The 22253-nt window shown below is 73.1% G+C and carries 21 protein-coding genes; 7 read left to right on the forward strand and 14 right to left on the reverse strand.

The features are described 5' to 3' along the window. Positions 1–21 precede the first annotated feature (21 nt). The 3 genes from thiD to AC24FB_RS08215 all read right to left on the reverse strand — a co-directional run bounded on the left by thiD (position 22) and on the right by AC24FB_RS08215 (position 3670). Positions 22–825, reverse strand: a complete 804-nt coding sequence (gene thiD, locus AC24FB_RS08205) for a bifunctional hydroxymethylpyrimidine kinase/phosphomethylpyrimidine kinase (RefSeq protein ID WP_425713901.1) — start codon at positions 823–825, stop codon at positions 22–24. A gap of 251 nt (positions 826–1076) precedes the next feature. Continuing rightward, the gene (locus AC24FB_RS08210) at positions 1077–1925 is read right to left on the reverse strand and encodes an aldo/keto reductase (RefSeq protein WP_425713900.1); all 849 of its coding nucleotides are present in this window, start codon (positions 1923–1925) and stop codon (positions 1077–1079) included. Positions 1926–1999: 74 nt separating this feature from the next. Further along, positions 2000–3670 carry an AI-2E family transporter gene (locus AC24FB_RS08215; protein WP_425713899.1) on the reverse strand — a complete coding sequence of 557 codons (1671 nt, stop codon included), beginning with the start codon at positions 3668–3670 and terminating at the stop codon, positions 2000–2002. 199 nt (positions 3671–3869) lie between these two features. Between AC24FB_RS08215 and AC24FB_RS08220 the strand changes: the two genes are divergently transcribed. Then, positions 3870–5219, forward strand: coding sequence for a UTP--glucose-1-phosphate uridylyltransferase (locus AC24FB_RS08220; RefSeq protein WP_487561444.1), 1350 nt, complete (start codon positions 3870–3872; stop codon positions 5217–5219). Between the two features lie 164 nt (positions 5220–5383). On the opposite strand, the gene AC24FB_RS08225 is transcribed toward AC24FB_RS08220, so the two are convergent. The 5 genes from AC24FB_RS08225 to AC24FB_RS08245 form a co-directional block, all read right to left on the reverse strand. After that, positions 5384–5761: a DUF3052 family protein gene (locus tag AC24FB_RS08225; RefSeq protein WP_425713897.1), complete on the reverse strand. Its 378-nt coding sequence runs from the start codon at positions 5759–5761 to the stop codon at positions 5384–5386. Positions 5762–5864: 103 nt separating this feature from the next. Beyond that, positions 5865–6314, reverse strand: a complete 450-nt coding sequence (locus AC24FB_RS08230) for an SRPBCC family protein (protein ID WP_425713896.1) — start codon at positions 6312–6314, stop codon at positions 5865–5867. Further along, the gene (locus AC24FB_RS08235; protein ID WP_425713895.1) at positions 6304–6648 is read right to left on the reverse strand and encodes an ArsR/SmtB family transcription factor; all 345 of its coding nucleotides are present in this window, start codon (positions 6646–6648) and stop codon (positions 6304–6306) included. The genes AC24FB_RS08230 and AC24FB_RS08235 overlap by 11 nt, the downstream gene beginning before the upstream one ends. Positions 6649–6658: 10 nt before the next feature. Continuing rightward, positions 6659–7012, reverse strand: coding sequence for a VOC family protein (locus tag AC24FB_RS08240; RefSeq protein ID WP_425713894.1), 354 nt, complete (start codon positions 7010–7012; stop codon positions 6659–6661). Between the two features lie 239 nt (positions 7013–7251). Then, entirely contained in the window at positions 7252–7521 is a 270-nt protein-coding gene (locus tag AC24FB_RS08245; RefSeq protein ID WP_425713893.1) for a WhiB family transcriptional regulator, read from the reverse strand. Between the two features lie 151 nt (positions 7522–7672). Here AC24FB_RS08245 and AC24FB_RS08250 point away from each other — a divergent pair, with 151 nt between their 5' ends. Continuing rightward, complete coding sequence (locus AC24FB_RS08250; protein ID WP_425713892.1) at positions 7673–8482, forward strand: hypothetical protein; 810 nt, start codon at positions 7673–7675, stop codon at positions 8480–8482. A gap of 35 nt (positions 8483–8517) precedes the next feature. On the opposite strand, the gene AC24FB_RS08255 is transcribed toward AC24FB_RS08250, so the two are convergent. Continuing rightward, positions 8518–10008 (reverse strand): gluconokinase, encoded by a 1491-nt coding sequence (locus AC24FB_RS08255; RefSeq protein ID WP_425713891.1) that lies wholly within the window; start codon positions 10006–10008, stop codon positions 8518–8520. Between the two features lie 119 nt (positions 10009–10127). Here AC24FB_RS08255 and AC24FB_RS08260 point away from each other — a divergent pair, with 119 nt between their 5' ends. Continuing rightward, on the forward strand, positions 10128–10892 hold the full coding sequence (locus AC24FB_RS08260; RefSeq protein WP_425713890.1) for a dihydrofolate reductase family protein: 765 nt from the start codon (positions 10128–10130) through the stop codon (positions 10890–10892). Positions 10893–10998: 106 nt separating this feature from the next. On the opposite strand, the gene AC24FB_RS08265 is transcribed toward AC24FB_RS08260, so the two are convergent. Beyond that, positions 10999–11868: an SDR family NAD(P)-dependent oxidoreductase gene (locus AC24FB_RS08265; RefSeq protein WP_425713889.1), complete on the reverse strand. Its 870-nt coding sequence runs from the start codon at positions 11866–11868 to the stop codon at positions 10999–11001. An 87-nt stretch (positions 11869–11955) separates the two neighbouring features. Between AC24FB_RS08265 and AC24FB_RS08270 the strand changes: the two genes are divergently transcribed. Together AC24FB_RS08270 and AC24FB_RS08275 are read left to right on the forward strand one after the other, a co-directional pair. Next, positions 11956–12555, forward strand: coding sequence for a TetR/AcrR family transcriptional regulator (locus AC24FB_RS08270; protein WP_425713888.1), 600 nt, complete (start codon positions 11956–11958; stop codon positions 12553–12555). 171 nt (positions 12556–12726) lie between these two features. Then, positions 12727–13872: a glycerol dehydrogenase gene (locus AC24FB_RS08275; RefSeq protein ID WP_425713887.1), complete on the forward strand. Its 1146-nt coding sequence runs from the start codon at positions 12727–12729 to the stop codon at positions 13870–13872. A gap of 170 nt (positions 13873–14042) precedes the next feature. Here AC24FB_RS08275 and AC24FB_RS08280 read toward each other — a convergent pair whose 3' ends face one another. Next, positions 14043–14663 (reverse strand): 1-acyl-sn-glycerol-3-phosphate acyltransferase, encoded by a 621-nt coding sequence (locus AC24FB_RS08280; protein WP_425713886.1) that lies wholly within the window; start codon positions 14661–14663, stop codon positions 14043–14045. Between the two features lie 316 nt (positions 14664–14979). On the opposite strand from AC24FB_RS08280, the gene AC24FB_RS08285 reads away from it, so the two are divergent. Further along, complete coding sequence (locus tag AC24FB_RS08285; RefSeq protein ID WP_425713885.1) at positions 14980–15618, forward strand: CYTH domain-containing protein; 639 nt, start codon at positions 14980–14982, stop codon at positions 15616–15618. A gap of 44 nt (positions 15619–15662) precedes the next feature. On the opposite strand, the gene AC24FB_RS08290 is transcribed toward AC24FB_RS08285, so the two are convergent. The 3 genes from AC24FB_RS08290 to AC24FB_RS08300 all read right to left on the reverse strand — a co-directional run bounded on the left by AC24FB_RS08290 (position 15663) and on the right by AC24FB_RS08300 (position 19203). Beyond that, the gene (locus AC24FB_RS08290) at positions 15663–16724 is read right to left on the reverse strand and encodes a zinc-dependent alcohol dehydrogenase family protein (RefSeq protein ID WP_425713884.1); all 1062 of its coding nucleotides are present in this window, start codon (positions 16722–16724) and stop codon (positions 15663–15665) included. A gap of 128 nt (positions 16725–16852) precedes the next feature. Further along, positions 16853–18568, reverse strand: a complete 1716-nt coding sequence (locus tag AC24FB_RS08295; RefSeq protein ID WP_425713883.1) for a patatin-like phospholipase family protein — start codon at positions 18566–18568, stop codon at positions 16853–16855. Positions 18569–18621: 53 nt separating this feature from the next. Further along, positions 18622–19203: a TetR/AcrR family transcriptional regulator gene (locus tag AC24FB_RS08300; RefSeq protein WP_425713882.1), complete on the reverse strand. Its 582-nt coding sequence runs from the start codon at positions 19201–19203 to the stop codon at positions 18622–18624. Positions 19204–19340: 137 nt separating this feature from the next. Between AC24FB_RS08300 and AC24FB_RS08305 the strand changes: the two genes are divergently transcribed. After that, positions 19341–22148: an MMPL family transporter gene (locus AC24FB_RS08305; RefSeq protein ID WP_425713881.1), complete on the forward strand. Its 2808-nt coding sequence runs from the start codon at positions 19341–19343 to the stop codon at positions 22146–22148. Positions 22149–22253 lie beyond the last annotated feature (105 nt).

Genomic DNA, 22253 nt, shown 5'->3' on the forward strand with positions numbered 1-22253 from the left:
CCGCCAGCCACCGCCCACCGGTCAGCGCGTGTAGGCGCCCTGCCACACCGTGTCGAACGGGGTGGCCGCCGAGACGCGGGCCCGGATGCCCGTGGTGACCATGTCCTTGGCGACCCGCACGGCGTCGTGGATCTCGGTGCCCTTGGCGAGCTCGGCCGTGATCGCCGCGGCGACGGTGCAGCCGGCGCCGGAGACGCGGTGCTCCCCGATCTTGGGCTCGGCGAAGACGTGGATGTCGGTGCCGTCCCACAGGACGTCGACGGCCTCGTCGCCGGGCAGCTCGGCCCCGCCCTTGGCGTAGACGTACTGCGGGCCGTGCGCGCCGATGACCTTGGCCGCCTCGACGAGCTCGTCCACGGTGCCGATCGAGTCCGCGCCGGACAGGATCGTCGACTCGAAGACGTTCGGGGTGATGACCGTGGCGAACGGCAGGATCTGCTCGCGCAGCGCGTTGTCGGTGTCGAGCGCGGCGCCGGGCTCCTGCCCCTTGCAGATGAGCACCGGGTCGACGACGACGTTCTCCCACTCCTGCGAGCCGAGCCCAGCGGCGACGGTGTCGATCGTGGCCGGGGTGCCGAGCATGCCGATCTTCACGGTGCGCAGCGGGTGGGTCGCGGTGGCGGCCTCGATCTGGTCGGCGATGACCTGGGGGTCGACAGGGACGAACCGGTGGCCCCAGCCGTTCGTCGGGTCGAAGCTGACGATGCAGGTCAGCGTGCCGACGCCGTAGACGCCGAGCTGCTGGAACGTCTTGAGGTCGGCCTGGATGCCGGCGCCGCCGGTCGCCTCGGAGCCGGCGATGACGTAGGCGAGGGGGACGGTCACTGAGGACTTCCTTCGGGAGCTGGTCGGGCGGGCGCCGGGCGGCGTCGCGTGTGGCAGGGAACGATACGCCGGGCCGGGCGGGCCGTCATCGCCGGCGCCGCGAGGGCCACCATCCGGGACGACGACCATCCGCGCGACGACAACCACCCCGCACGACGACGAACGACGCCGTGGGCCGACCCCCGGTACGACGACGGGGGCGCCGCCCGCAGGCAGCGCCCCCGATCGGTCGTGGGACGGGACCGGTTGTGTCAGGCCCGGATCTGCGAGCGGTCGAAGACGGCGGGGTCGCCGCCGACGCGGTCCTCGGAGTCCATGGCGTCGAGGACGGCCATCTCGTCCGCCGTCAGCTCGAACCGGAAGAGGTCGAGGTTGGCCTCGATGCGCGCCGGGTTGACCGACTTGGGGATGACGATGTGGCCGTGCTGGACGTGCCAGCGCAGCACGATCTGGCCCGGCGTCACGCCGTGGGCGTCCGCGAGCTCGGCGACCTCCTCGGACTGCAGGTCGGCACCCTGACCGAGCGGCGAGTAGGCCTCGACGGCGATGCCGGCGGTGCGGGTGGCCTCGAGCGTGGCGCGCTGCTGGAAGGTCGGGTGGACCTCGATCTGGTTGACGTCGGGCAGGACGCCCGTCTCGTCCGCGAGGCGCTGGAGGTGCTCGGGGAGGAAGTTCGACACGCCGATCGCGCGGACGGCGCCGCTCTCCTTGATCTCGGCGAGCGCGCGCCAGGTCTCGACGTAGAGGTCCTTGCTCGGGACCGGCCAGTGGACGAGGTAGAGGTCGACGACGTCGACGCCGAGGCGCTGACGGCTGTCGTCGAAGGCGCGCAGGGCGGCGTCGTGCCCCTGCTCGCCGTTGCGGAGCTTGGTGGTGACGAAGATGTCGTCGCGGGCGAGGCCGGACCCGCGCAGGGCGGCGCCGACGCCGGCCTCGTTGTTGTAGGCGGCGGCGGTGTCGATGTGCCGGTAGCCGTAGCCGAGCGCGTGCTCGACGGCGGCCTGGGTCTCCTCCGGCGGGATCTGGAACGTGCCGAACCCGACCTGCGGGATGGTCACGCCCGAGGCCAGAGTGACGTGGTGGTCGTCAGCAGGTGTCATGCCTCTGTTCTAACGGCCGAGCGCCGTCGGGGCGACCCGGGACCACCGATCGGACGCCTCCGACGGCGGGGCGGCTACTGCTGCGCGTCGTCGTCGGGAGCGTCCGGGGCGTCGTTCCCCGGCTCGGTGCCGCCGGGTCCGCGAGCGTCGCGACGTTGCGCGTCGGTCCACCTCGGCCCGCGGGCGTCGCTCCTGCCGGTGCCGGCCGGCTCCTCCGCGCCCGGACCGGCTCCGGCGGCAGCCCGGTCGTCGACGGTCGCGCCGCCCGCCGCGTCGCCCTCCCGTCGGGGCTGGACGCGGACCGGTCGGGTGTCGCCCGCCGTCCCGGCGCCGCCTGAACGGCCCCCGCGCCCCGCGTCACCCGCATGGCCGGCCCGTCCGGCGTCGTCGGAGGGGTGCGTCCCCGGGTGCGTGCCGCGCGACGCGGCCGACCCGGTGGCTCCCGCGGTCCCGGCGCCGTCCACGGAGGTGCGCTGCGTCGTCGGGGCGATGGGGTGGGACCCACCGGACCCGGCGCGTGCCCGTCGGAGCTCGCCGACCGTGATCTCGCCCGACTTGTGACGGCTGCCGGCGAGATCCTCGGCGCCGTCCTCGCCGCTCGGTTCCCGCCGCGCGTTGCGGCCCCGGCGTTCGGCGCGCATGCGGTCGGCGGCGTCGAGCTCGGCCTGGGTGCCGGTGACCTTCTTGTCGCCCGACTGTAGGAACACGGCGAAGACCTTCGTGCGCGGGTCGGAGTCGATGAGGACGGCCTTGGCGAACAGGGTGAGCGGGACGGCGAGGATCGAGCCGAGCGGCCCGACGATCGAGGTCCAGAAGACCAGCGACACGAACGTGACGGTGGAGTTGAGGCCCACGGCGTCGCCGGTGACCTTGGGCTGGATGAACGTCTGGAAGCCGTTGTTGATGACCGTGTAGACGACGATGATCCAGATCATCGTGCTGACGCCGCCGTCGAGCAGCCCGACCAGCGCCGGCGGGATGAGGCCGATGAAGAAGCCGATGTTGGGGATGTAGTTCGTGACGAACGCGAACAGCGCGAACGTCCACGCCAGCGGGACGTCCATGACGGTGAGGGCGATGCCGTCGCCGATCGCGACGATGGCGCCGAAGACCGTGGAGACGATCCAGTACTTGCGGACCTGCGTGGTGAAGCCGGTCAGAGCGTCGGTGAGGTAGGGCGCGGCCTCGCGGAGGGACTCGGTGCGGCCGCGCACGTTGATGGTGTCGAAGCCCATGAACGCGGTGATGACGACGAACAGCACGGCCTGCGACGTGCCCGAGGTGAGCATGTTCGCCGCGCCGCTGACCACGCTGAGGATCTGGTTGAAGTCGATGCCCGAGAGGTACTGCTCGAAGTTCGAGACGTCGACCCCGAGGCTCGACAGCCAGGCGAGCGAGTCCGTGTACATCTGCTGGTACGTCTCGCGGTACTCCTCGCGGGCGAGCAGCGTGCCCGTCTCCGCCACGCCGTACGCGATCCCGCCGATGATGCCGAGCAGGATGAGGTAGACCGCGAGCAGCATGAGCAGGGTCGCGAGCCAGCCGGGCAGGTGGAGGTACTTCCGCAGCCAGACGATGAGCGGCCGAGCGGTGACGACCATGGTCAGGCCGAAGAACGCGGGCGCGATGATCGAGCTGATCGTCTGGACGCCGGCCATCGCGATGACGGTGACCGCGGCGACGCCGAGGACCACCAGCCCGATCGGGAATGACCTCCGGTGGTCGGCCATGTCGCTCGTGCTCATCGATCCTCCACGGGTGCCCGGTGCACCGCCGCGGTGCTCGGCGGGCGAGGCACATCCTGCCAGGCCGAGGGAGCGGCGGTAGCGTGCGGGGATGACTGACGCAGGTCACCACCACGGCCCCGGCGCCGGACGTCACGACGGACAGGACCACGGCTCCGACGACGGACGCGCCGCCGGCCTCGACGAGGCGCTCCGCCGGATGGCCGACGCCGACACCTCCGAGACGGCCCGCCGGGTCTTCGCCGCCCAGTACGACCAGCTGGCCCGCGGCGCGTCCGGCACGCTGCCCGAGTCCACGCTCCACCCGCTCGACGACGTCACGCGGCTCGCCGACGTCGAGGTGGACGAGGCGGCCGCCGACGCCGCGCTGCGCGCCACCGCGCTCCTGCGGCTCAACGGCGGCCTGGGGACGTCGATGGGCATGTCGGGCCCGAAGTCGCTCCTCACCGTGCGCGACGGGCGGACGTTCCTCGACATCGTCATCGACCAGGTCCGCAGCGCGAGGGAGTCCTCCGGGGCGACGCTCCCGCTCGTCCTCATGCAGTCGTTCCGCACCCAGGGCCCCACGCGGGAGGCGCTCGCCGCCCACCCGGACCTCGCGGTCGACGGGGCGCCGACCGACGTCGTGCAGAACCGGGTCCCGCGCCTGCGCGCCGACGACCTCACGCCCGTGGACTGGCCGGACGACCCCGAGCTCGAGTGGGCGCCGCCGGGGCACGGCGACCTCTACACGGTCCTGTACGACACCGGCCTGCCGCGCACGCTGCTCGACGCCGGGTACCGCTACCTCTCGGTGTCCAACATCGACAACCTCGGGGCGACGCCGGACGGCCGGCTCGCCGGATGGTTCGCCGCGAGCGGGGCGCCCTTCGCCATGGAGGTGTGCCGCCGTACCCGGGCCGACCGCAAGGGCGGGCACCTCGCGGTCCGTACGGAGGACGAGCAGCTCGTGCTGCGCGAGGTCGCGCAGACGGCCGAGGAGGACCTGGGCGCGTTCCAGGACGTCGAGCGGCACCGGTACTTCAACACGAACTCGCTGTGGTTCGACCTCGAGGCCCTCGACGCGGCGCTCGCCGAGCACGACGGCGCACTGGGGCTGCCGCTCATCCGCAACGTCAAGACGGTCGACCCGTCCGACAAGGGGTCCACGTCGGTCGTCCAGGTCGAGACGGCGATGGGAGCGGCGATCGAGCTGTTCGAGGGGGCCGTGGCGCTCGAGGTGGGGCGCGACCGGTTCTCGCCGGTCAAGACCACGGACGACCTCCTGCTCGTGCGGTCGGACGCCTACGAGCTCGACGACGACTTCCGGCTCGTCGCGCAGGTCGACCCGGTCCCGTCGGTGGACCTCGACCGCGACGTCTACAAGCTGGTCGACGCCCTCGAGTCGCGGTTCCCGGCCGGCCCGCCGTCGCTGCGCGGGGCCCGGTCGTTCGCCGTCGAGGGGGACGTGACCTTCGGTGGGGACGTGGTCGTCACCGGCGAGGTCGTCGTGCGCGCCGACGAGGTCGGGGACCACGTGCCCGACGGCGCCCGGCTGGGTGGGGAGTAGCCCGGCGGCCGGAGTGGAACGTGCGTCAGGGACGTAGTGACGCGTACCCGACGGCGCCCGGCCGGGCGCCGACGGCGGCGTGCTGTCCGGCCCGGCCGACCGTCCCCCGCACCGTCCTGGCGTCCTGGCGTCCTGGCGTCCTGGTGACGGTCGCGTACCCGCGGTCAGCTCGCGGGCTTGAGACGGACCGACGACCAGGTGTCGGAGAGCGAGATGTTGCCGTTGAGCGTCCAGCCTGACTCCTCGGCGCGCTTCCAGATGCTGTCGCGGTTGATGTCGGCCTTGTTGCCCTTGGGGTAGCCGATCCAGACGGCCTTCGGCGTCGACAGCAGCGGGAAGACGTCGTCGAGCAGCGTGTCCAGCTCGTCGCGGCTGTGGGCGAACATCACCGCGGCACCGGTGGTGTCGCGGTCGATCCCGTCGACGACGGTGACGTCGTCAGGAAGGGGGTCGAGCAGTGCTCGCTGGTCGGGCGTGGCGGGGCCGAGCAGCAGCTCGGTGCCGGGCTTGATCTGAAGCTTCTCCGCGATCGTGCGCGCCATGACGTGACCTTTCGTCGAGTTGCCGCCGGCGGGTGCCGGCCACAGGTGGTGGATTCGGTCCTGCCCCTCCCGGAGGGCAGGCAGGACAGATGGGTCGAGCGGATCAGTGGAGGTGCTGGAGCAGTTCGCTCAGTCGGCGCAGGACGTGGCTGCGCCAGCCGCCGTTCATGAACTTCCGCGCGAGCTGCTGGGTGGGGTCGTCGAGGTCGAAGCCGGCGTGCTCGAGGAACAGGCGGGTGCCCTTCCCCTCGGGCTGCAGCATCCAGGTGACGGTGGTCGCCATCCATTCGGGCTGTTCGGCGTCGGCCCAGCTGATCCGCAGCATCTTCTGTGGTCGCAGGTCGAGCACCCGGCATGCGATTCGTCCGGAGAATCCGGTCTGTGCGATCGGGCGTGCCCAGAAGGTGAACCGGTGACCCGCGACGGGTGCGAAGTCGTTGGGCATCAGCCACTGCGCCATCAGCTCCGGCGTCGTCAGGGCACGCCAGACCTTCGACGGCGGGTGTGGGAAGTACTGGTCGACCTCGATCCGGGTCAGGTCGTCATGTGTCATCGTCGTCCATCTCGTCGAGGACACCGCCGAGCGCGGTCATCCGGTCGCGCCAGAAGCGCTCGTAGGGAGTGAGCCAGTCGATCAGCTCGGCCATCGGCTCGCCCGTGACGCGATAGAAGCGGTGACGGCCCTCCTGCCGCTCCTCCACGAGTCCGGACTCGCGCAACGCGCGGAGGTGCTCGGAGACGCTGGGACGGGCCATGTCGAACTTCCCGGCGAGCTCCCCGGCGGTGCGCTCACCGCCGAGGAGCGCGTCGAGGATGTCGCGACGCGTGGGGTTGGCGAGCGCGCCGAACACCTCGTCCAGCGGACCGCTCTTGAGACGTCGAGGCAATCCGGCGACCTCAGCCCTGCAGGATGTAGCCGTTGCCGTCAGGGTCCGAGAAGGTGGCCTGTCGGCCCCACGGCATCTCGTTCGGGCCGTCGACGACCACACCGGTCTCCTGCAGGCGTGCGACGTCGGCGTCCAGGTCCGAGCTGGCGAACAGGACGCCCTGCCCGCCGCCGGCGCTCATGCCGGGGAACGGCGTGTGCAGCACGAGCGTGGTGCCGCTCGGTGCGCCGACCTCGAGCCAGCGGTTCTCGCCGAAGGTCTGGTCTGTCGTGACCTCGAGCCCGAGCGCGTCGACGTAGAAGTCGCGGGCGCGGTCCTGGTCAGCGACGAACACGGTCACGGTCCTCACGGTGGTGATAGCCATGCCGAGAGAATAGGTAGGAATAAACCTACACGTCAAGGGCCTTGAAGCCGGCGATGCGAAGGGCCGACGCCCGGTAGACGCACGAAGGGCCGGCGGCGGTCTGACGACCGCCACCGGCCCCGGTGACCTCACCACTCCCCCCGGGGTGGTGGATCTCCTTCTGTGCGAGAACCACGGGTCCGTGTACCAGGCGTCCCCATGGCCCTCATCCCCCGTCCCCTGCGAGGCGGCCCACCCGCCTACGCAGCGACGATGCGACGCTCCTTCCGGATCGCCCGACGCTCCGACGGCGTGGTGCCGCCGAAGATGCCGAAGGGCTGATTCGTCCGGAGCGAGAACTCGAGGCACATCTCCGCGACCGGGCAGCTCGCGCAGACCGCCTTGGCCCGGGCCACCTGTGCGTCCACGGCCTTGCCCTGCCCCTCGGGGAAGAAGTCGTCCGTGGGGAGGTCGGTGCACGCACCCTGGACTCGCCAGTTCGGGTCGGTGTCCTCCGGGAAGCTGTTCATGGGTATGACTTCACCGGTCGAACCTGGATGGACCCTGGGAATGGCCGCACAATCATCTGCGAATCCTGGATCGCGCTAGGTTCTCCCTGGCCGGGGAGTCCCCGACCGTCACAGCAGAGTCGATCCTGCAGCGCCGACACGAGGAGATCCCATGGCCAACCCGAAGCTCGCCGCGAAGGTGACGGAGGTGCTCGGGTGCGCCCCCGAGGACGCCGTGCTCATGCTCCCCAGGGACGGCCAGAACTGGGTGGCGCAGAGCATGGACAAGGGGCCGAAGAAGTTCTCGATCGGCGGTCTGGTCGCGGACGCCATCGTCAAGACCGAGGTCCGCCCCGGCGGTCACGTGCTGGGGATGCCGTTCCCGCCCGAGGGCCCGGTCGTGTGGGCGATGACGCCGACCGCGGCCATCTGCATCGACACCCGTGCCGGGTTCGGCAAGTGGATCCCCGAGCGGGTGTTCGCCAGCTTCGACTACTCGGCGCTCGACCGCTTCTGGCACGAGAAGGTCGGCATGGCGTACTACGCCGTCCACGTGACGATGCGCGACGGCAACCACTGGGAGTTCTCCATCGGCAAGCGGGACCTGCCGACCTGGCAGGCGATGGAGCAGGAGATCAACGGCCGGGCGCAGCGCGCCGGGGGCGGTCAGGCGCCGCAGGGGCACGGGCAGCCGCAGGGCAACGGTCAGCCGCAGGGCGCGCCGCAAGGCCAGCCGGCCGGCCAGCCTGGTCAGTGGCAGCCCGGGCCGCCGCAGGGGCAGCCCCAGGGGCAGCCGGCCGGTCAGCCCGGCCAGTGGCAGCCCGGCCCGCCGCAGGGACAGCCGCACGGTCAGCAGGGCCAGCCCGGTCAGTGGCAGCCGGGACCGCCGCAAGGCGCTCCCCAGGGGCGACCGGGCGAGCAGCCCGGGTGGGCCGGCGAGCCCGGCCAGGGACTCCCTCCGGGCTGGGGCTCGCAGCGGTAGTTCCGCGGCCCGTCGGCCTCCCCGGCGGGCGGCCGTCAGAGCGGCGTGACCGCCGCGTAGGCGTCCTCGAGCTGGGCGAGCCGACGCGCGTAGTGCGCGGTGCGGGCCGGGACCGGCTCGCACCGCTCCCCGAGCGGCCCCACGGCCGGCGTGACGTCCGGCGCGAGCACCCGCAGCGCGAGAAGGGCGGAGCCCCGCATCGTCGTGCGCTTGTAGGTCACGGGCGTCACCGGGGCGCCGAGGACGTCCGCGAGGAGCTGGGCGAAGCCCGGGATCGCGCCGATCAGTCCGCCGCTCACCCGGATCTCCGAAGGCATGCCGGCGACCCCGCGCAGCTGCTTGGCGAGGCGCGCGAAGCTGAGCGCCACGCCCTCGAGGAGTCCGCGGGCCAGGTCCGTGGGCGTGTGGGCCGCCGAGATGCCGAGGACGGTGCCGAGCGCCCCGGCCGACCACCCCGTCGAGCGCTCGCCGGACAGGAACGGCAGGACGAGCGGCGTGGAGGACAGCGGCTCGGGTTCGAGGACGGCGTCGAGGTCGCCGTCGATCCGGATGTTCTCCCGGAGCCAGGTCACGGCGCTGCCGACGTCGGTGAGGGCGCCGCCGAGGAGCGAGTGCCCGTCGTCGACCCGGTAGCCCCACAGGCCGGGCGGCAGGGTGGCGGGGATCGTCTCGACGAGCAGGCGCATCGCGCCGGTCGTCGATGCCGCGAGGACGGCGGTCGAGCTGCCCGTGCCGCCGGCGCCGAGGCTCGACCCGAGACCGTCGGGGATCCCGGGGAACCACTGCGCGTCGGCGAGGGCGGGCCACCTCTTCGCGATCGCGCGAGCGGCCTTGGGCTCGAGGACGATCGGCACGCCGGGGTCCTGGACCGGCGAGAGCTGGGCGCGCCGGATCCCGGACAGCCGCAGCAGCTGCGTGTCCCACTCGCCCGTGCGGCGGTTGAGCAGGCCGGTCCAGGAGGCGGTGGGCGTGCTTGCGACGGCGACGCCGAGGAGCCGCAGGTGGACGTACTCCTGCAGCGACATCCACCGGTCGACGCTCGCGAAGAGGTCCGGCTTGGTCTCGCGCAGCCACCGCAGCCGGGGCGCGAGGTAGCTCGTGTGCAGGCGGGTGCCCGTGCGCTGCTGGAGCTCGGACTCGCCCAGCTTGGTGCGCAGCGCGGCGACCTGTGGCCCGCTGCGTGAGTCGGCGTAGGTGTAGCAGGGCGTGACCGCGGCCCCCGACGCGTCGACGCCGACGAGCGAGGCGGCGAAGGCGTCGAGCGAGACGCCCGCGACCTCTCCGTCGACGCCGTCGAGCACCTTCTCGATCACCTCGGAGACCTCGGCGGTGGCCTGGTCGGCGTCGAAGACCGACGTGCCGTCGACGTCGGTGGTGAACGCGTGGGAGACCTTGTGCCGGGAGTCGCGCAGGGGTCGGCCCGCCGCGTCGTACAGCCCTCCGCGGGTAGCCGTGGAGCCGACGTCGACGGCGAGGACGAGCGGCCGTTCGGCGTCGGACAAGGTCGTGCGGAAGGCGTCGGACATGTGTCTCCCTGACGGGTGGGCTTCTCCCCACGCGGGTGAACGATGCGGCCACGGTAGCGGCCCGCCGGGAGTGCCGTTCCCGCGACCGTCCACCGATCGCCGCGGATAGCCTGTGAGGCGTGACGGACGAGACGCGTGACGCGGTGCCGGGTGCCCTGTTCGACCGGCTGTGGCCGGAGCCGGGTGAGGTGACGGCCGACGAGCTCGCGGCGACCTACCTCGAGCCCGGGGTGCGGTCGAACATGGTCACCTCGATCGACGGGTCGCTGACGATGGACGGCCGCGCGGGCGGCCTCTCGGACCCGGTCGACCAGGCGCACCTCCACCTGGCCAGGAGCGCGGCCGACGTCCTGCTCGTCGGCGCCGGGACGCTGCGCGCCGAGGGCTACGGGCCGGTGCGCACCGACGAGACCGGGGTCGCCCGCCGCCGCGCCGCCGGCCAGAGCGACCACCCGCGGCTCGCCGCCGTCTCGGCGAGCCTCGACCTCGACGAGTCCTCCCCGATGTTTCGCGACGCCCCCGAGCGTCCGCTCGTGCTCACCGTGACCGGAGCCCCGCGGGAGCGCGTGGCGGCGCTCGAGGAGGTCGCCGAGGTCGTGCTGCTGCCGCCCGGGGAGGGCGGCGGGGTGAGCGGGCGGGCCGCCGTCGACGCCCTGCGCGAGCGCGGGCACGCGCGGATCCTCACCGAGGGCGGTCCGACGCTCCTGGGCGCCCTCGTGGCCGAGGACGCGCTCGACGAGATGCTCGTCAGCTACTCGCCGGTCGTCGCGGGCGGCACCGGGCGCCGGATGGTGCTCGGCGCGGCCGAGGCGGTGCGCGAGGCGGAGCTGGTCTCGCTGCTGCGGTCGGACTCGCTGCTGGTGGCGCGCTATCGCCTGACGTAGGTCGACGTCGGGTCGTGGACCCGGCCGAGTCGCGCGCGGGTGGGCGGCCACCTGCGCGCGCCCGCCCGCCCTGGCCGCGTGCCCTCGACTGCGCGGGGTGCTCGGCCTACGCGGGTGCGGCGCCGTCGTCGGGGGAATCGACCGTGTCGAGCGACCAGTCGACGCCGAGCATCTGCGCGGACATCTCCCAGTGCTGCCGGACGGTCGCGGGGTCCTTCGCCGCGCGGTTGAGCAGACCGGGCCGGCGCCGGTCGTTGTAGTAGCGGCCCGACTCCCACGTGGTGCCGGGCGTGCCGTCGACGAAGTGCGCGAGGGTCGCCCCTCCACGCGCGGGCCGGGTGAGGAGCGGACGGAGTGCGCCGTGGTACATCCGGCGCAGGAGGCCGCTCGTCTCGCCGCCGAAGCTCGTCGCGACCACGCCCGGGTGGAACGCGACCGACGAGACCCCGTGACGGTGGAGGGCGGCGTGCAGCCCGCGCGTGAACAGGATGTTGGCGAGCTTCGCGTTCCCGTATGCGCGATCCGGGCGGAAGTCCGAGAGGCTCTCGATGTCGTCGAGGTCGAGCCGGGCGTAGACGATGTTCGCGACGCTGGCGGTCGCCACCACGCTCGCACCGCTCGCGACGAGCTTCTCCCGCAGCAGGTTCGTCAGCAGGTACGGGGCGAGGTGGTTGACCTGGAACGTCTTCTCGAAGCCGTCCTCGGTGCGGACGGGGCCGGCGAAGAACCCGCCCGCGTTGTTGGCGAGGACGTCGATCCGGTCGAGCGTGCCGTCGAGCTCGGCGGCCAGGTCGCGCACCTCGTCGAGGCGGGTGAAGTCGGCGACGTGGTGCTCGGCGCCCACGCGCCCGGCCACGGAGCGGGTCTTCTCGGGGGAGCGGCCGACGACGACGAGCCGCACCGAGTCTCCGGCGAGCCGTTCCGCGGCGGCCGCGCCGATGCCGTCGCTGGCGCCGGTGAGGACGATCGTGCGCATGGGGTGCCTCCGGGGTCGAGGTGGTCGGGAGAACCGTACCACAAAGCGAAACGAAATAGTTTCGTATCGCTCGGATAGAGTGGCCGCATGGACCTCCCCCGCGCCGGAGACCGCACGCGTCAGGGCCGCCCCGTGGACCCGAGCCTCGGCCCGCGCATCCTCGAGGCCGTCATCGACGTCATCGCCGAGTCCGGGTACGCGGCCATGACGACGGCGGTCGTCGCGCGGCGGGCCGGCGTCTCGACGGCGACGCTCTACCGGCGCTGGCCGACCAGGCGGGACCTCGTGCTGGCCGCCGCGTCGGCGGTGGGCAACGAGGAGAAGGACGTCGACACCGGGTCGACCGCCGGGGACCTGCGCGCGATGCTCGAGCACAAGAACGAGGTCCTCTCGGGCCGGGTCGTCACGGCGCTCCTGTCGCTGATCGCCGAGTCCGCCCACGACGCCGAGCTGGCGGGCGTCGTCCGGGGGATCGTCTACCGCCCGACCCGCGACGCACTGGCGGCGATCCTGGCGCGGGCGCACGACCGCGGGGACGAGCCGGCCGTGGACGCGGACCGGGCGGCGCTCGTCGTCGTCGGGTCGATCATGGCGGCGGCCGCCTTCCGCGGCGACGGAGCAGAGGTCGAGGAGCTGTTCGGCCCGGCGGACATCGACCTGCTCGTGCGCGCGCTCACCAGGACGTAGCGGGCACGGTGGCGGGCGACGACGGGGATGTCGGTGTTCGTCGTCGGGCTGGAAGGGGTTCGTGATCTCCGTGCCGTGATCTCCGTGCCGGGACCTCCGGCCCGGGACTCCGACCGGCGCGGCTCCTAGCGTGGTTCGTGAACCATTCAACGGCTCACGAAGGAGACCCGGATGTCCGCCCAGTCGCTCATGTCTCTCATCGCCCCGTCCCGCTACACGCAGGGCCGCGGCGCCATGGCCTCGATCGGGGAGGAGCTCGCGCGGCTCGGCGAGGTGCCGATGATCGTGGCGGACGACGTCGTGTGGGGAATCGTCCGCGAGACCGTCACCGCCTCGCTCGAGGCGAAGGGCCTGCCGGTGCACCGCGTGCCGTTCGAGGGCTACGCGACGGCGCGCTCGATCGACTCGCTCGCGGCGAGCGCGAAGGAGCTCGGCGCGGACGTCATGGCGGGCGTGGGCGGCGGGTCGACGATCGACGCCGTCAAGGCGGCCGGTCACCTCGCCGGGATCCGCTGGGCCTCGGTCCCGACGATCGCGTCGACGGACGCCCCGTGCTCGGCCCTGTCCGTGGTCTACACGGAGGAGGGGGCGATGGAGGAGTACCGGTTCTTCCCGCGCAACCCCGACCTCGTGCTCGTCGACACGCAGCTCGTGGCGAACGCCCCGGCGCGGCTGCTCGTGGCCGGGATCGGCGACGCGCTCGCCACCTGGCCGGAGGCACGGGCCGTCGCCCGCGCGAAGAAGTCCACGATGGCCGGCGGTCAGGCGACGATGTCCGCGAAGGCGCTCGCCCGGCTGAGCTGGGACATCCTCCACGAGGACGCGCTGCCGGCGATCGCCGCCGTGGGGCGGAACGTCGTCACGCCGGCGGTCGACCGGGTCGTCGAGGCCAACACGCTCCTGTCCGGGCTCGGCTTCGAGTCGAGCGGGCTGGCGGCCGCGCACGCGATCCACGACGGGCTGACGGCCGTGCCGCAGACGCACCACCTCACGCACGGCGAGAAGGTCAACGTCGGGACCACCACGCAGCTCGTCCTCGAGTCGGCGCCCACCGAGGAGCTCGACGAGCACATCCGGTTCACCACGCGCGTCGGCCTGCCGAACACGCTGGTCGAGGCCGGGATCGACGTCGACGACCTCGACTCGCTGCGGACCGTCGCCGAGGCTGCCACCGCCGAGGGGGAGACGATCCACAACATGGACGTCGAGATCACGACGACGACGCTCGTCGACGCCCTCCGCTTCCTCGACGACTACGCGGCGCGGGTGCGCGAGGAGGCCGGGCTGCCTGCGCCTGCGCCGATGCACCAGCACTGAGAAGGCGGGCCGGCGAGCGTCGGTGGGGCGCCCGGTGGCCGTGCGGCGAGCGTCGGTGGGGCGCCCGGTGGCCGTGCGGCGGGCGCGGCGCCCGAGAAGGCGCCGCGCCCGTGCCGTCGTCCGTGCCGGTTGGCCCGCGCCGACGGGCGGGCGCAGGACCGCAGGGTGCGTCAGCCTGCCGGAGCCGTCGCGGGGTCCGCGTAGGTCGCCGTCTCCTCGTCGGCCAGCGACGGCGGGGTGCCGAGCTCGGGGTGGACGCCCACCTTGTCGGCGTAGAAGGCCCGGAATCGGTCCATGTCCGCGCGGACGTCGCCGGTGAGGCGGATCGTGGGGCCGAGACCCGTGGTGCGCGTGACCGAGTCGAGGAAGCCGAGCACCACGGGCAGGTCGGCGGCCAGCGCGATCCTGTAGAAGCCGGACTTCCAGTGCTCGCGGCGCCCGCGCGTGCCCTCCGGGGTGATGACGAGGTGGAACCGCTCGCCGCGCTCCGCCCGGGCGACGAGGTCGGCCACGAGTCCATCCGGGTTCCCGCGGTCGACCGCGATACCGCCGAGCGCCCGGAAGAACGGGCCCGCGATGCCGTCGAAGTACTCCCTCTTCATCAGCACCTTGGGCGTGAGGTCGCGGGACCAGGCGATGCCGAGCATGAGCACGAAGTCGAGGCGGGCGGTGTGCGGGGCGCCGATGAAGATCGCGCGTGGCTCCCGGACGTCGGGTGCGACGAGTCGGTAGCGGACGGCGGCGAGGAGAGCCTTGCCGAGGGCGCGGCGCAGCATGCGGGGGGCGGACACACGGCCACGGTAATCGCCGGTCCGCGCCCGCGCGCGCCCGAGCCGTTCTCTCGGAGGGCGCGCACCAGAACCGCACTCCCGGCAAGTGATGGGGTGGGCGCCTGAGCCGCACACTCGACCGGTCACGGGTTCCCAACCGCAATCTCGATGGGAGGGGGCTCAACCGCAATCTCGATGGGAGGGGTTCCCAACCGCAATCTCGATGGGAGGGGTTCCCAACCGCAATCTCAACGGAGTGGCGCACCAGAACCGCACTCTCGACCGGTCGCGGGGCGGGGTCCCGTGCGTCGGCGGGGGCGGGCAGTAGGTTCGGGTCATGAGCGACACCGGCTACGGGGACTTCGAGTTCGAGCGCAAGTTCGTCTGCGCGGGCCTGCCGGAGATCGTCGCCGCCGAGGCGGACCCCGTCCTCATCGTGCAGGCCTACCTGCTGGCCGACGAGGGCTACGCGGTGCGCGTGCGCGTCCAGGGTCCGGGGGCGGGACTGACCGCGGCGGACCTCGGGCGGACCGACGAGGTGCTCGACGAGCTGGCGCCGCGCGTCGAGTTCGCCGCGCTGACGGCCAAGGGTCCGCACGTCGGGGGGACGCGCTACGAGGCGGAGCGGGAGCTGGACCCGGGCGTCGCCGTCGAGCTCGTGAGACGCGGTCGGCACCACGTGGTCAAGCTCCGGCACGCGGTCTGGCTCGGCGACGACGGGTGGGTGATCGACGAGTTCGCCGGCGCCAACGCGCCGCTCGTCGTGGCGGAGTGCGAGCGCGGGGGCCCGGTCGTCGACCTCGTCGTGCCCGACTTCTGCGTGAGCGAGGTGACGGCGGACGCGCGGTTCGGGAACGAGCACCTCGCCGTCGAGCCGTACTCGACCTGGCGCTCGACGTTCGAGCGGGAGCTCGCCGTCACCGGCCCCGTGTTCTCGCAGGAGTTCGGACAGAACCGGCTGCCGAGCCAGGGGTAGCGTCCGTCACCGCCCGGCCGCCCGGCCGCCCGGCCGCCCACCCGCTACGGCCGGACCATCACCTTGATCTCGCGTCGCTCGTCCATCGCGGCGTACGCCTCGGCCACGTCCTCGAGCGGCACGCTCGCGGTGAACACGGCGCCGGGCTCGATCCGACCGGCCGTGACCTCCGCAAGCAGCTCGGGCAGGTAGGCGCGGGCGGGAGCGACCCCGCCGGCGAGCGCGACGTTGCGGCCGAACAACGAGCGCGGCCGGATGCCTCGGGTGACGCCGTTGGGCACGCCGACGTACCCGACTGTCCCGCCGGGCCGGGCGCACGCGATCGCCTGGTCCATCGACTCGTCGGTGCCGACGGCCTCGAGGACGACGTCGGCGCCCGGGACGCCGAGCAGCTCGCCCAGCTCCTCTGCGGCCTCGTCGCCGCGGGTGGTGAGGATGTCGGTCGCGCCGAAGCGGCGCGCGAGAGCCTGCCGGTCGGCGTAGCGGGAGAAGGCGACGACCCGGGACGCGCCGAGCCGGGACGCGGCGAGCACGGCGGACAGCCCGACGGCGCCGTCCCCCACCACGGCGACCGTCGCTCCCTCGCGCAGCCCGGCCGCGCGGGCGGCGTGCCAACCGGTTCCCATGACGTCGGACAACGTGAGGAGGTGGGCGAGCAGGGTGTCGTCGACGTCGGCGGCGTCGAGGCCTGCGCCCACGAGCGTGCCGTCCGCGAAGGGGACGCGCACGGCCTCGGCCTGGAGGCGTCCGGTGGGCAGTCCGTCGCCGTCGGGGGCGCCCCAGAACCCGCCGCGCTCGCACGAGGTCTGGATGCCGTTCCGGCACGAGAAGCACTCGCCGCACGAGAACGCGAAGGGCACGACGACGACGTCCCCCGTGCGAACCGTCGTCACCTCCCCGCCCGCCTCCTCGACGACGCCGACCGCCTCGTGCCCGATCGTGCGGGGCTCCTCGACGGGGACGATCCCCCGGTAGTGCCACAGGTCGGAGCCGCAGACGCACGCGGCCGTGATGCGGACGACGGCGTCGGTGGGGGCGAGGAGGGCGGGGTCGGGGCGGTCCTCGACCCGTATGTCGCGGGCGGCGTGGAGGACGGTGGCGCGCATGGCACCAGCGTGCCACCCGGTGGGTTGGGGTGCTGCGCGCGACGCCTCTGGCGCCACCCTGCGGGTACGTGCGGCCCGGGGTGCCGCGGGCGTCACCCGCCCGGTGGGTTCGGGCGCCGCGCGACGCCTCAGGCGCCGCCGGACGGCGGCGCGCCGGACGTGCCGGCGTCGTCGTCGTCGAGCCGCCAGAGCGGCGGGGCCTCGATCTGCTCGCCGTGGGTCTCCCACGTGCGCCACCACGAGTCGGCGTGGGCGGGGACGTGCCCGGCGGGCAGGATCTCGAGGAGGGCGCGGATCTCGGTCTTCACCGCGGTCAGCTCCTCGACGAGACCCGTGCGGGAGTCGCCCGCCGGCTCGCGGTGGAGGAGGCGGCGGAGCTCGGTGCGCAGGTCCGTGCGATGCGCGGGCGGGCGGCCGGCCTCGGGGGTGCGGGCGGCGGAGGTGCGGCCCGCCTCGGGAGTGCGTGTGGCCGGTGTGGCCGTGGGCGCCCGTGCGCCGGCCGACGAGGGACGCGCGAGGCTCGCGAGCCCCGAGGCGCCGTCGGGGGGCTGGACGCTCCCGGACCCGTCGGGCGCGAGCATGAGCTCCTCGATCTCCCACGCGCGGCGTCGGGCGCGGATGAGCGCCGAGCCGGCGTCCTCGTCCGCCTCGCTCGCCCCGAGATGGGTCTGCGCGGCCCGGATCCAGCCGTGGTCGGCCATGAGCGCCGTCAGGCCCCGGTCCACCGTCATCGTGTCGTGGACGTCGACGGTCGCGTGGACGACTCGCGCACCCGCCCTGCGGGCGAAGACGACCTCGTCGCGGAGCTGCTCGTCGGACATGATCGAGGTTCCCGTGCGCATCATGACGGAGACGATGTCGGTGCCGACCGGGGAGTCGCCGGCGTCGGCGCCGGGCGGGTGGCAGACGATCGCCCAGACGTCGGGCACGCCGAGCTTGTCGATGACGACGTCGGCGGGCAGGTTCTCGCGCACGCCGCCGTCGATGTAGTGCTCGCCGGCGATGGGGATCGGCTCGAAGACCGCGGGGATCGCGCACGAGGCCCACACGGCGAGGGCGAGGTCGGCGGCGGTCACCGGCTCGCCGTCGTCCCCAAGGAGCGGGACGTCGCCCCGGTCGCGGATGACCCCGTCCTGGTCGGCGAAGCGCAGCTCGCCGGACTGCAGTCCCACCATCGCGATGCGGAGCACGACGCCGGAGGCTCGCACGCGCGCAGGATCGAACGTCTCGGTGTCGATGAGTGAGTCGACGACGAGTCCCGGCGTGTACATCGACCTCGCCTCGGAGGCGCTGCGCAGGATCGCGGCGAGATCGCCGCCCGCTCTCCCGAGCGCCGGGAGGTTGCCGATCATCTGGACGATCTGGGCGGCGCTCCAGCCCCGCTCGGGCTCCTCGCCCTGCGTGGCCCGTGCGGCGCGCGCCTCGGCCGCGGTCTCCGGGACCGTGCCCGGGGGCGTGGATGTGCGCTGGGTGCTGCCGCGGTTGACCGGGTCGAGGAGCTGGAGGTAGCCGGGACCGCGCTCGCTGAGGGCCTTCCACCAGGGGAGCGGCCGGAACATGGCGTCGGGGGAGTCCATCGAGCGCCACAGCGTGTCGAGGTGGTCGAGCCAGGCGCGCTGCTCGTCCCGGGTGCGGCCCTGGGAGAGGATCGCCGCGACGATCGCGCCCGCGGAGGCGCCCGCCATCACCTTGGGCTCGATGCCGACCTCGTCGTAGAGGTAGCGCAGCGCGCCGAGGTGGAAGTCGGCACGCGAGCCTCCGCCGGACAGTACGAGGCCGGTCGTGCGGGCGCGGCGCCGGCCGACGCTCGGCACCCATCGGCCGGGCGGGAGGCGGCGACTCATGCCCTCCAGGGTAGGGCGAGAGGACGGGAGGCCGCGATGGGACTCGGGGCGGCCTATCTCGTCGGCGGTCCGAGGACGGCGTCGACCATCCGCTGCGCCTCCGCGGGCTCCGGCGGCGTGCGGCTGATGACCCTGAGGACCACCGTGCCGACGAGCGACTCGGCGATCTCGTCCAGAGGCGCGCCGGGGTAGAGGTTGGCCGACGTTCCGGTCGCGGCCTGCAGGCGGGACGCGAGGGACTCCTCGCCGGTCAGGCTGTCGCGCACGCGCAGGCCGATGTCGGCGCTCTCGATGCTGGCGGAGATGAGCGAGCGCACAGTGCCCTCGCCCTCGGGCCGGCCGACGGTGCGGAAGATCGCGAGGATCCAGCTGACGAGGTCGGCCCGCAGGTCGCCGGTGTCCGGGACGACGACGTCGACGGGAAGCAGCATCCCCTCGACGAGGCACTCGGCGACCAGGTCGGCCTTCGAGCTCCACCACCGGTAGATCGTCTGCTTGCCGACGCCGGCCTCGGTCGCGATCCTGGCCATCGTCATGGCGTCGTACCCGTGCTCGTCGAAGAGTCGGGCGGTCGCCTCGAGGATCGCGAGCCGGGCCGTCTCGGACCGGACGGGTCCGCTGCGGGTCGAGGTCATGGCGTCGGCGTCCTTCCTGCTGTGGCCGTCACCATAGGCGGCCGGATCTCGTTGACGAGACGAAACGTCTCGTCTTATCCTAACGCAGGCCGATCCGTGCCTGCGGCGGCCTGTCGACGTCGGGGAGTGGCACGTTCATGGCCGGATGGTTGTTCGGGGTAGGAAGGTTCGCCGCGCGGCACGCGAAGGCGGTGCTGGGGGCGTGGCTCGCAGTGCTGATCCTGGCCGGTGGTGCGTTCGCCGCGTTCGCCGGCACGCTGACCGGATCGTTCGACATGCCGGACACGGCGTCGTCGGAGGTCATCGCCGAGCTCGAGGAGGAGCTGCCCGACCAGAGCGGCGCCACCGGCACGGTGGTCCTGCGCTCGGAGGACGGGGCGTTCACCGAGGAGCAGATCTCCGCCGTCGCCGACCTCGGTGCGGAGATCGAGCAGCAGGACGACGTGGCCGCCGTCGTCGATCCCTTCGCCACCCAGGAGCAGCTCGCCGGCAGCGCCGCCGAGCTCGAGTCCGGGGCCGCCGAGGTCGAGTCGGGTCAGGCGGAGCTCGACGCCGGCCGCACCGAGCTCGAGGACGGCCAGGCGCTCCTCGACGAGGGGCGTGCCGCGCTGGACGAGGAGCAGACCAGGCTCGACGGGGCGCGCGAGCAGGCGGAGGCCGCGGGCGCCCCGACGGACGAGATCGACGCCGGACAGACCCTCCTCGACGAGCAGCGCGCCGAGCTCGACGCCGAGCAGGAGCGCATCGACGACGGGCTCGCCGAGCTCGAGACCGGGCAGGCCGAGCTCGACGCCGGCCGCACGCAGACGGAGCTGGGCGCCGAGCTCCTCGAGCACTCCGAGGGCATCGGGGTCGTCTCCGAGGACGGCTCGACCGCGCGCCTCACCGTCTCCTTCAGCGAGCCCATGCTCGAGCTCGACGACGCCTCGCGGCAGGCGGTCGTCGACGTCGTCGAGTCCGCCGAGATCGAGGGCGTGGAGATCGTCCCCGCCTCCGACCTGTCGCAGACCGTCCCGGAGATCCTCGGGATCGGCGAGGTCATCGGTGTCGTCATCGCCGGCATCGTCCTGGTCGTCGTGCTGGGCTCGGCCCTGGCCGCCTCGTTCCCGATCGTCACCGCGGTCATGGGCGTGGCGATCGGCTCGCTCGCCACCCTCGCGTTCTCGGGGGTCGTGCAGATGTCCTCGGTGACGCCCGTGTTCGGCGTCATGCTCGGGCTGGCCGTCGGTATCGACTACTCGTTGTTCATTATCAATCGGCACCGCACGCAGCTGCTCGAGGGGGTCGACGTGCGCCGGTCGATCGCTCTCGCGAACGGGACCGCGGGGACGGCGGTCGTGTTTGCCGGCGCGACCGTGGTGCTCGCGCTGCTCGCGCTCAACGTCGTCGGCATCCCGTTCCTCGGGATCATGGGCACCGCCGGTGCCGTGAGCATCGTCGTGGCCGTGCTGCTCGCCGTCACGGCGACGCCGGCCCTCCTGTCGATGGCCGGCCTGCGCATGCTCGGTCGCAAGGGGAGGGCGCGCCGCGAGGCGGCGCTCGCCGAGAGTGCGGGCGGGGTCGCGGTCGAGGGACCCGGAGACACCGGTACGACGACGAACGACGCAGCGACGAGCCCGTCGTCGTCCGGCAGGAAGGCTGTGCGACCGATGTCGATGGGCTCGGCGGTCGGCCGGGTGCTCGTCGGCGTCGTCGCTCTGCTCGTGCTCGCGATCCCGGCGCTGGACATGCGCCTCGGCCTGCCGACGGGTGAGAACGAGCCGGTGGACTCCGACGCCTACCGCGCGTACGAGATCGTCTCCGAGGAGTTCGGGGAGGGCGCGAACGGGCCGCTGCTGGTCACGGCGGACCTGCCCGGCGGCCTCGACGAGAACGAGCTGCTCGAGGCCCAGGTCGAGGTCGTCCGCGAGATCGGTTCGCAGGAGGCTGTGGTCGCCGTCGCGCCGATCGCCGTGTCCGAGGACGGCACGCTCGCCTCCTTCCAGGTGCTGCCGGAGGAGGACGCCAACGGCGAGTCGACGGCGGAGCTCGTCAACGACCTGCGCGCCCTGCCTCCGGTGAGCGGCGAGTACGAGCTCGGTGTCGCCGGGCAGTCGGCCATCAACATCGACATCTCCGAGGGGCTCTCGGACGCGCTGCCGGGCTACCTCGCGGTCGTCGTCGGACTGTCGTTCCTCATCATGGTCGCGGTGTTCCGCTCGCTCCTCGTGCCGCTGGTGGCGACCGCCGGGTTCGTGCTGTCGCTGTTCGCCACCTACGGCGTGGCCACCGCCGTGTTCCAGTGGGGATGGCTCGCCGAGCTGATCGGGGTCCACACGACGGGCCCGATCCTCAGCTTCCTGCCCGTGATCGTCGTGGGCGTGCTGTTCGGGCTGGCGATGGACTACCAGCTGTTCCTCACCACGGGCATGCGCGAGGCGTACGTGCACGGAGCGAGCGCACGGGAGGCGGTGGCCGAGGGCTTCCGTGCGGGCCGGCGCGTGGTGACGGCGGCCGCGCTCATCATGATCGCCGTGTTCGCGGGCTTCATCACCTCGGACTCGGTGATGATCAAGTCGTTCGGCGTGGGCCTCGCGGTCGGCGTCGCGCTCGATGCGTTCGTCGTGCGGATGCTCATCGTGCCGGCATCCCTGCACATCCTCGGGCGCTCGGCCTGGTGGCTGCCGCGCTGGCTCGACAAGGTCGTGCCGAACGTCGACGTCGAGGGATCGGCGCTCGTCGAGGAGGTCGAGCACGGTGCGGCGCCGGCCGGGGACGGGGACGGGGCCGTGGCCGTGGCCGGGGACATGGACGGGGACATGGACGGGGCTCGGTCAGGTTCCGCCACTGGCGCCGGTGGGAAGCACGTGCGTGATGCCGAGGACGGCGACACCCGACGTGCTGACGCCAGGGCCGGGCGCCACTCCGCGCCGACTACCGATGCCGACGCGAGCTCGGGGCCGTAGGCCCTCGGCCTGACATCTGACACCTGACACCTGAGGCCCGACGGCGCGCTTGACGCCCGGTCCACCAGCGGCAGATGTGCCGTTGGGGGCCGGGCGTCCTGCTGT

Source organism: Georgenia sp. Z1344 (genome assembly GCF_057652375.1).